The sequence below is a fragment of the Aeromonas sp. ASNIH8 genome (genome assembly GCF_002919855.1).
In the GTDB taxonomy this organism is placed as follows: domain Bacteria; phylum Pseudomonadota; class Gammaproteobacteria; order Enterobacterales; family Aeromonadaceae; genus Aeromonas; species Aeromonas caviae.
The window spans coordinates 1-8,734 of sequence record NZ_PQLN01000135.1 but is presented as its reverse complement, the minus strand read 5'-3'; the positions used below and the strand labels follow the sequence as shown (position 1 = coordinate 8,734).

Below are 8,734 nucleotides of genomic sequence, written 5' to 3'. Positions count from 1 at the left end.
TGAATATCGACTGGGAGAAGCTCCGCCACAAGTAACGGAGCTAACAGGAGACCAGCAGATCATTTTGGAGGTATTGGGTGAGCGCTATCGGCAAATTTATTCCTAAATCAGGTGCGGAATGTCGGTTCAATTCCGTTGAGGGGATGATTTGTATATACAATATCGTTCGGCGCTCAAAATGGAAACGCCAAAGTCACTAAAATGCAACATGTGAATCGGTGTGGATGCAGATGACCCCAAGACTGAAAAGCGTGATCTCGGGGGGAAAGAGGGGCCGGGATGGCGAGTGGGTGGTGAGGCATCAAGAGGCAAAACAGGAAGGTAAGCGACCAGCGCCAGGAAAAACATGAGCGGCTATTTACCCTTTCTGGTCATATTCATGAGCCTATATTCATGACTATTTATGAATAAATCATAAACCCTTTGTTCATTTGACTACTTTTCGACTATCCCATTGCAGAGTAAGATGCCTCTTCAATAAAAATAAGAATTAGGAGTTCGGGTGTGAAGGCATTAGAGAAAGAAAGGATATCGCCCTATATCAGCCAGTTATACGAGTGCGGTATTAATGATTCTGACATTAAGCTTGTCGTGGACCAATTTCGTGCCGACGTTTCCTGCAGTTCATCCCTGTTTTTATTGCGGGATGATGACAAGAGCGACGGAATAAAGCTTTTTTCCAGCGGTCTGACCGAGGCCCAGCAGCAGTTTTACCTGCAACATCATCGCCAGGATGTGTGGTTCAACCATTATCTGGATAAAGGGTGCAAGGGGATCGTCAGCGCCAACAGCATTTCAAGCTCGGTGGGCCTGCTGGCAAGTTTCGGCGCCCAATTCGCCGCCGGCGGCGTCTGCCAGGTCAAAGGGCGTGGGCTGAGCAGCCTGTGCAGTTACCGTGGTGCAGCGCAAGATGATTTCAGCAGTCGCGACCTCACCTCGCTCTCGGAAATCTATTCCGGACTGGCGGCCTGGAGCCACCATTATTGGAACTTGCTGGCCCTGGAAACCCAGAACTATCAGTTGCAACAGCTGGTGAAAAACCATAATAAGCCCAGCGCCATCATAGACGACAAGGGGCATATTCATTATTCCAATGTGGCCTTCAACCGTATCGCCGATGAAAATGTGGAATTGCGGGCCATCAATGGCATTTTCTCTTTGCAGAATAAGGAGCAGCAACGTCAGCTCAAGGAGATCCTCAATGGCTTTGCCTATTTGCTGCCCGGCGCCAGCGCCTATATGTCCATTCCCCGTCAGCCTAACCTGCGCCCGCTGCTGGTCCAATGCACCCTGATGAGCGGACTCAGCCGCTTTGAACGCTATGTGGAAGTGGTGCTGCGTGACCCCGAGCACGCCTTCAATCCTGACATCGAAGCGCTGGCCAGCCTCTATCCCCTCACCATTGGCGAGAAGGAGCTGCTGGTGCTGATGAGCAAGGGTTACAGCAGCAACGACATCGCGGAGCTGCGCGGTGTCAAGGTGGAAACCGTGCGCTCCACCCTGAAAGGGGTGTTCAAGAAGACCGGCTGCCACAGCCAGAACGAGCTCTTGCTCTTGCTGCAATCCATCTCCTGATCCACGCGGACTATGCTTGGAGTGAGCTGGACATAGTGCCCGGCTCTTGCCTCCCCTCGGGAGGCTCGTTGGGGGAAAGCGTCATGGAATCACTCAAGGCAAAGGACTACATGCAGACCAAGCCCATCATCTTCAGCGCAGAGATGATGGTACAGGCGGCGGTGGAAAAATTTCTCAACAGTCATCAGTTGGGCGGCCCCGTAGTGGACAGCCAGGGACATCTGATTGGCTGGGTCTCCGAGCAGGATTGCATTGCCGTCATGTTGAAAGAGGCCTACCACTGTGAACAGGTGGCCCAGGTCAGGGATGTGATGCGCAAGGAGGTGCTGGCAGTCGGCCCCGACACCAGCATCCTGGATCTGGCGGAGATGATGATGGGTCAAAAGCCCAAGATCTATCCTGTGGTGGAGGAGGGGCGCCTGCTCGGGGTCATCAACCGCCACAATGTGATGCAGGCCATCCACGCCCAGCTTGGCACCTGTTTCGTGCATCAGGCCAGAGTCTGAATGGTGTTGTCTGGTTGTTTTCAAAGAGCAGGCTCCGGCCTGCTCTTTTCATCCGTGACGGTCATGACGCCTCCGGCTTGATGTGCTGGCGCGGCGCTTTAAGGCTTGCACCGCCCAGCCTCGCTCTTTAGGATCTCCCCCAGCTATCGATATGGCCCTTGATGGGCACTCTTTTAAGGAATTCGTACCTTGTCTCTCTCTATCGAGGCGCTGCGCCGCCGTCTTACCGCCTGCATGAATCTCGACGCCCGCCGTCTCTCCAGTCGACTGCACGGGGTCAAGAAGCTGCCGGAAGCCAAGCAGGCTGCCGTGCTCGAAACCATCGCCGCTGACCTGGATGTGGCACAGACGCGCTATCAGTCCCGTCTGGCGGGCGTGCCTAAGGTCACCTATCCGGACAATCTGCCAGTCAGCCAGAAGCAAGGGGAGATCGCCAAAGCCATTGAAGAGCATCAAGTGGTGATCATCGCCGGCGAAACCGGTTCGGGCAAAACCACCCAGATCCCCAAGATCTGTCTGGCGCTCGGGCGTGGGGTCAAGGGCTTCATCGGCCACACCCAGCCGCGCCGTCTGGCGGCCCGTACCGTCGCGGCCCGTATTGCCGAGGAGATGGAGTCCGAGCTTGGCCACTACGTGGGTTACAAGGTGCGCTTTACCGATCAGGTGAGTGAGCAGACCCACATCAAGCTGATGACCGACGGTATCCTGCTGGCCGAGATCCAGAACGACCGGATGCTGACCCAGTACGACACCATCATCATCGATGAGGCCCACGAGCGCAGCCTCAACATCGACTTCATCCTGGGCTATCTCAAACAGCTGCTGCCAAAGCGCCCCGATCTCAAGGTGATCATCACCTCGGCCACCATTGACCCCCAGCGTTTCTCTCGTCATTTCAACAAGGCGCCGGTGATCGAGGTCTCCGGTCGCACCTATCCGGTGGAGGTGCGTTACCGCCCACTGTTTGTTGATAAAAAAAGCAATGACAAGAGCGAAGGGCTGGAGGAGCGCGACGAGCTGCAGGGGATCTTTGATGCGGTGGAAGAGCTGGCCCGCGAGGGGCTCGGGGACATCCTCATCTTCATGAACGGCGAGCGGGAGATCCGCGATACCGCCGATGCCCTGCGCAAGCTCAACCTGCGCGATACCGAGGTGCTGCCGCTCTACGCCCGCCTCTCCAACGCCGAGCAGAACAAGGTGTTCCAGCCACACGCCGGACGGCGCATCGTACTGGCCACCAACGTGGCGGAGACCTCGCTGACGGTGCCGGGCATTCGTTACGTCATCGATCCGGGTACGGCCCGCATCAGTCGCTACTCCTGGCGCACCAAGGTGCAGCGCCTGCCCATCGAGCCGGTCTCCCAGGCCAGCGCCAACCAGCGTAAAGGGCGTTGCGGTCGGGTGGCGGATGGTATCTGTATCCGCCTCTACTCAGAGGAGGATTTCAATAGCCGTCCGGCCTTTACCGACCCCGAGATCCTGCGCACCAACCTGGCCTCCGTCATCCTGCAGATGCTGGCGCTCGGCCTTGGTAATATGGAGGCTTTCCCGTTCGTCGAGCCGCCGGAGTCGCGCCATATCAAGGACGGTCTGACCCTCTTGAAAGAGCTGGAGGCGGTGCGCGAGCTGCCCGCCACGGGCGATCGCGAAGCCAAGCTGCAGCTGACCGAGACCGGTCGCCAGCTCTCGCGTATCCCCCTTGATCCGCGTCTGGCGAAGATGGTGATCAGTGCGGCGCAGACCGGTTGCCTGAGCGAGGTGATGGTGATCTCCGCCGCCCTCAGCATTCAGGATCCCCGCGAGCGGCCCATGGAGAAAAAGCAGGCCGCCGACGAGCAGCACAGACGTTTTGAAGACAAGGATTCCGACTTCCTCGCTTTTGTTAACCTCTGGAACTATCTTAAAGAGCAGCAGGATGCTCTTGGCAGCAACCCGTTTCGCCGCATGTGCCAGAAGGAGTTTCTCTCCTATCTGCGGGTACGCGAGTGGCAGGACATTCACTTCCAGCTGCGTCAGACGGTCAAGGAGCTGGGCTTCAAGGCCAACCAAGAACCGGCAGACTTCAAGACGGTGCACTGCGCGCTGCTTACCGGTCTTTTGAGCCATATCGGCAACAAGGATCTGGAAAAGCCCGAGTTTCTCGGGGCCCGCAACGGCCGCTTCCACCTCTTCCCGGCCTCCGGTCTGTTCAAAAAGCCGCCCAAGTGGGTGATGGCCGCCGAGCTGGTGGAGACCTCGCGCCTCTACGCCCGCATCAACGCCAAGATTGAACCGGAGTGGGTGGAGCCGCTGGCAGGTCACCTCATCAAGCTGCACCACAGCGACCCTCACTGGTCGAAGAAAAACGGTGCCGTGATGGCCAAGGAGAAGGTGACCCTCTATGGTCTGACTCTGGTCAACGAGCGCACCATCAACTTCAGCCGCATCGATCCGGCGCTGTGCCGCGAGCTGTTTATCCGCCGCGCCCTGGTGGAGGGGGATTTCGAGACCCGCCACCGTTTCTTCAGCGATAACCGCAAGCTCCTGGCCGAGGTAGAGGCGCTGGAGCACAAATCCCGTCGGCGCGATATTCTGGTGGATGATGAGGACTTGTTCCGCTTCTACGATGCCCGTTTGCCGGAAGATGTGATTTCCGCCCGCCACTTCGACAAGTGGTGGAAGGAGGCGCAAAAGCAGGATCCCGAGCTGCTCAACTTCGAGAAAGAGATGTTGATGAAGGGGGATGCGGCCCACATCAGCGATCTCGACTACCCCAACTTCTGGCAGCAGGGGCGCCTCAAGCTCAAGCTGACCTATCAGTTCGAGCCGGGGGAGGCGGCGGATGGCGTGACCCTGCATATCCCGCTGCCGCTCCTGAATCAGGTGGAGGTGAAGGGGTTCGAGTGGCTGATCCCCGGGCTGCGTCACGAGTTGTTGGTGGCCCTCATCAAGTCGATGCCCAAGCCGATGCGCAAGAACTTCGTGCCGGCCCCCAATTATGCCGATGCGTTGCTCGCCAGTATCAACCCCGAGCAGGGGCCGCTGTTGGACGAGATGGAGCGTCAGCTGCGCCGCATGACCGGCGTGACCGTGCCCCGTGAATCCTGGGATTGGGCTGCGGTGCCCGATCACCTGAAACTCACCTTCCGTGTGGTGGACGACAAGCACAAGAAGGTGGCGGAAGGCAAGGATCTGGAGGCATTGAAAGAGTCGCTGCGCGGCAAGGTGCAGGAGACTCTGTCACAAGTGGCGGACGATGATATCGAGCAGTCTGGCCTCACCCTGTGGAGCTTTGGCGAACTGCCGCAAGAGTACAGTCAGAAGCGCGGTGGGTTCGAGGTGAAGGCCTATCCGGCGTTGGTAGACGAGAAAGATTCGGTCGCCATCCAGCTGGTGGAGAGCCCTGTGGTGCAGCAGCAGCTGATGTGGGCAGGCCAACGCCGGCTGGTGCTGCTCAACGTGCCATCTCCCATCAAGTATCTGCAGGAGAAGTTGCCCAACAAGGCCAAGCTCGGGCTCTATTTCAACCCGTTTGGCAAGGTGGCCGAGCTGATTGACGACTGCATCGCCTGCGGCTGCGACAAGCTGATTGAGCAGCACGGCGGCATGGCTTGGGACGAGGCCGGTTTCGAGGCGCTCAAGGAGTATGTCCGCGCCGAGCTCAACGATGCGGTGGTGGAGGTGGCCAAACAGGTGGAAGCCGTGCTGACCCTCTCCCATGAGATCAAGAAACGGCTCAAGGGCAAGATGCAGCTCGACACCGCCTTTGCCATGTCGGACATCCAGCAGCAGTTGGGTAACCTCATTCACAAGGGCTTTGTCACCGAGACCGGCTGGCAGCGGCTGCCTGACTTGCTGCGCTACCTGCGGGCCATCGAGCGGCGGCTCGAGAAGCTCGCCATCGATCCCAACCGGGATCGGGTCTACATGCTCAAGGTGCACAGCGTGGAGTCGGAGTACAAGGCACTGCTCGCCAAGATCCCCAAATCCCAGCTGATCCCGGCCGAGGTGGCCAATATCCGCTGGATGATCGAGGAGCTGCGAGTTTCCTTCTTCGCCCAGCAACTGGGGACGCCATACCCTATCTCGGATAAACGGGTGCAGAGCGCCATTGCCCAGTGCTAAGCTGCTATCTATCTGTTTTCTGAGCCATAGTGTGAAAGCAACGAGACGCCAAAGGGAAGGGAGGCCGTCATATGCTGGGGATCTGGTTGGGGGTGGCACTGGTCAACATCAGCGGGTATCAACCCATTGCGGAACAAACCTGGGTGCAGCTCAACCCGGAGTTCTATCCGGTGCAGCGCCCCGTGCCGCCCATTTTTGCGGCCTGGCGGGGCAATCAGTTTCCCCCACTTGAACAGAGAAAGAAGAATGGCCGCTGGCAGATCCTCTTTCCTGCCCGGCTGGTGCCCCCCTTCGATCTGTTCGAAGGGGAGGCCCAGCTCTCCAAGGCTTACCTGGCCAGGCTGAAGCGCATCGATGAGATGGCCTATGGAATGGCTCCCCACCAATCAGTACTGCAAGCCGCCTCCTCGGCCCCCTCGTTCGAAGTCCCGGGCGCTGTCGCCTTTGTCGCCGAGTTCTCCCTGCCCCGGGAGAGGAAGATGCGGATGCCTCTGGGGGAGCCCTTGCTCGCACGGCTTGGGGGGCTGGTCCCCACACAGGCCTTGGCAAGACAGGGAGATGCACAGCCCATGGCCACCGCAGATTCTGCCCCTGAGCAGGCGACCCTGATTCTTTCCGCCACGGCGGCAGGGGAGGCATCGCGGGTTTGTCATCAGGTGGCGCCGGGAGAAACCCTGTGGCGCATTGCAAGCCAGCTTCAGTCAAAGGAGGCCGGCGGCTCGGATACTTACAGTTATCTGCTGGCGCTGGTGCAGGAAAATCGTGACAGGATGGCCAAAGGGATCCAGGTACAGGCCGGGCAGCGCCTCTATTGCCCGAAAGCGCAGACTCTGGCGCAATTCGATTCCCTGAGCCCGGCCCAGCGACAGCAGCAGTTTGCCCGTCTGGAGCAGGGGCGCTAGGGGATGGCGAGAGGCGTGGTGGAGTGCCTCTTGGCCAAAGAGGAGTGACGCGGGTTCTTTCCTTGTATCCCCTCCGGGCCCGTGCTAGTATTCGCGCTCGTTTTGCGAGGTGCTGACCGGTCGCAGTCAACACCATACATTCATCTTAAAAGAGATAATCACTATGTCTTTCGTATTCCAAGCTGAAGTCCGTTCTGACCTGGGGAAAGGTGCGAGCCGCCGCCTGCGTCATGCTGACCTGGTTCCTGCCATCGTTTACGGTGCAGGCAAAGAAGCCGTGTCCGTTACCCTGGACCACAAGAAGCTGATCCTGGCCCAAGAGAAGCCGGAGTTCTACTCCTCCGAGCTGACCCTGGTCATCAACGGTGAAGAAGTCAAAGTGAACGTGAAGGCTATCCAGCGTCACCCGGTTCGCTACAAGCTGGTTCACCTGGATTTCGTTCGCGTCTAATCGACAACGAACTTTCCTGTGAAGAGGCCACCCAATCGGGTGGCCTCTTTGTTTTTACAGCAATATCCTGCTGTTTTCACCTATTCTGCTGCTTGTCCTGGCAGGTAGCTATCTGCTGGGCAATGCACTGATCGAGCGCGAGCTCTATCGCGTTCGCAGTGATGAGAGCACCTTCCTGGCGCTTGCCAGCGGCCGCCTTGACGGCGAGCTGGCGGTGCCGCTGCGCCATGTGCGCAGCATGTCGGAAGAACCCATCCTGCTCGAAGCGGCGGCTCGCAATGACCGTGACACCCTGGCCGTCCAGTTCACCATCCTGCTGAACCGCAATCCCGACTATGCCCAGGTGCGTTGGCTTGCCCCGGATGGCATGGAGCGGGTGCGCATCGATCGCCAGGGCCAGCATCTGTGGCGTGTGACGGACGACCAGTTGCAGAACAAGGGGGAGCGTTACTACTTTCGCGATGCCATGGCGCTGCCCTGGGAGCGGGTCTACGTCTCGCCGCTCGATCTCAACGTTGAACACGGGGTGATCGATCGCCCCTTCAACCCCATCTTAAATGCGAAAGGGGACTCCCTCCGACGTAGGTGGGAGGGGAATTTCGCCGGGGCGTCAGCCCCGCTGGTTTTGAATGTATTGCTTGATCACCTCTAACGGCGCACCGCCGCAAGAGCCCACAAAGTAAGAGCGTGACCAGAGTACGGGTTTGCTGTAAGCACCCCTCAAGTCCAGAAATTCATTACGCAGTCGCCTTGATGTGACCGCCTTTAACGAGTTCACCAGCACCGATAGCTGCACTGTTGGGCCGTACTCTATCAGCATGTGAACATGATCAGCCTCTCCGTCACACTCTTTCAGTTCCGCACCAAAATCTCTGCAAATCTCTACCGCACACTGACCGAATGAAGCGTGATGCAGCTCCCCCAATGTCGGCTTTCGATACTTGGTGATAAACACCAAATGTACGTGCAAAATGTAGGCTGCATGGCGTGATTTATTAATTTTAGTGAATTGCATTCTTTCACTCAATCGGGCACCATAGATATGGTGATAATGCTACACACTGAGCGCTAAATGCAAATTCTGAAAGCCTACAAGTTCCGACTCGAACCGACCGCCCAACAAGCGCAACGCCTGCGCCAGTTGGGCGGTTGTGCTCGTTATGTCTGGAATCACGGGCTGGCAGAGACAAAGCGCA

7 protein-coding genes and 1 pseudogene are annotated in these 8,734 nt (G+C 58.1%); 7 read left to right on the top strand and 1 reads right to left on the bottom strand.

The window, feature by feature from the left end:
* The first annotated feature begins 504 nt into the window (after window positions 1–504).
* The 6 genes and pseudogenes from C3418_RS21665 to C3418_RS25035 form a co-directional block, all read left to right on the top strand.
* Entirely contained in the window at window positions 505–1,575 is a 1,071-nt protein-coding gene (locus tag C3418_RS21665) for a transcriptional regulator (protein ID WP_043152694.1), read from the top strand.
* An 83-nt stretch (window positions 1,576–1,658) separates the two neighbouring features.
* Window positions 1,659–2,081 (top strand): CBS domain-containing protein, encoded by a 423-nt coding sequence (locus C3418_RS21660; RefSeq protein WP_043152696.1) that lies wholly within the window; start codon window positions 1,659–1,661, stop codon window positions 2,079–2,081.
* A gap of 189 nt (window positions 2,082–2,270) precedes the next feature.
* Window positions 2,271–6,185, top strand: coding sequence for an ATP-dependent RNA helicase HrpA (gene hrpA / locus C3418_RS21655; RefSeq protein ID WP_103859259.1), 3,915 nt, complete (start codon window positions 2,271–2,273; stop codon window positions 6,183–6,185).
* Between the two features lie 71 nt (window positions 6,186–6,256).
* Window positions 6,257–7,087 carry a LysM peptidoglycan-binding domain-containing protein gene (locus tag C3418_RS21650; protein ID WP_052815105.1) on the top strand — a complete coding sequence of 277 codons (831 nt, stop codon included), beginning with the start codon at window positions 6,257–6,259 and terminating at the stop codon, window positions 7,085–7,087.
* A gap of 163 nt (window positions 7,088–7,250) precedes the next feature.
* Entirely contained in the window at window positions 7,251–7,538 is a 288-nt protein-coding gene (gene rplY, locus C3418_RS21645; protein WP_010674717.1) for a 50S ribosomal protein L25, read from the top strand.
* Window positions 7,539–7,602: 64 nt separating this feature from the next.
* A pseudogene (locus tag C3418_RS25035) lies at window positions 7,603–8,094 on the top strand (sensor histidine kinase); the annotation flags it as partial.
* A gap of 54 nt (window positions 8,095–8,148) precedes the next feature.
* Here the strand turns inward: C3418_RS25035 and tnpA are convergent.
* Complete coding sequence (gene tnpA / locus C3418_RS21635) at window positions 8,149–8,553, bottom strand: IS200/IS605 family transposase (protein WP_103859258.1); 405 nt, start codon at window positions 8,551–8,553, stop codon at window positions 8,149–8,151.
* Window positions 8,554–8,610: 57 nt separating this feature from the next.
* Here tnpA and C3418_RS25100 point away from each other — a divergent pair.
* The coding region (locus C3418_RS25100; protein ID WP_153064167.1) for a helix-turn-helix domain-containing protein at window positions 8,611–8,734 on the top strand (124 nt) is incomplete at its 3' end.

Coding starts and splice junctions, on each gene's coding strand:
- C3418_RS21660 (WP_043152696.1), top strand. CDS start 1,659: ATGGAATCACTCAAGGCAAAGGACTACATGCAGACCAAGCCCATCATC.
- C3418_RS21650 (WP_052815105.1), top strand. CDS start 6,257: ATGCTGGGGATCTGGTTGGGGGTGGCACTGGTCAACATCAGCGGGTAT.
- rplY (WP_010674717.1), top strand. CDS start 7,251: ATGTCTTTCGTATTCCAAGCTGAAGTCCGTTCTGACCTGGGGAAAGGT.
- tnpA (WP_103859258.1), bottom strand. CDS start 8,553: ATGCAATTCACTAAAATTAATAAATCACGCCATGCAGCCTACATTTTG.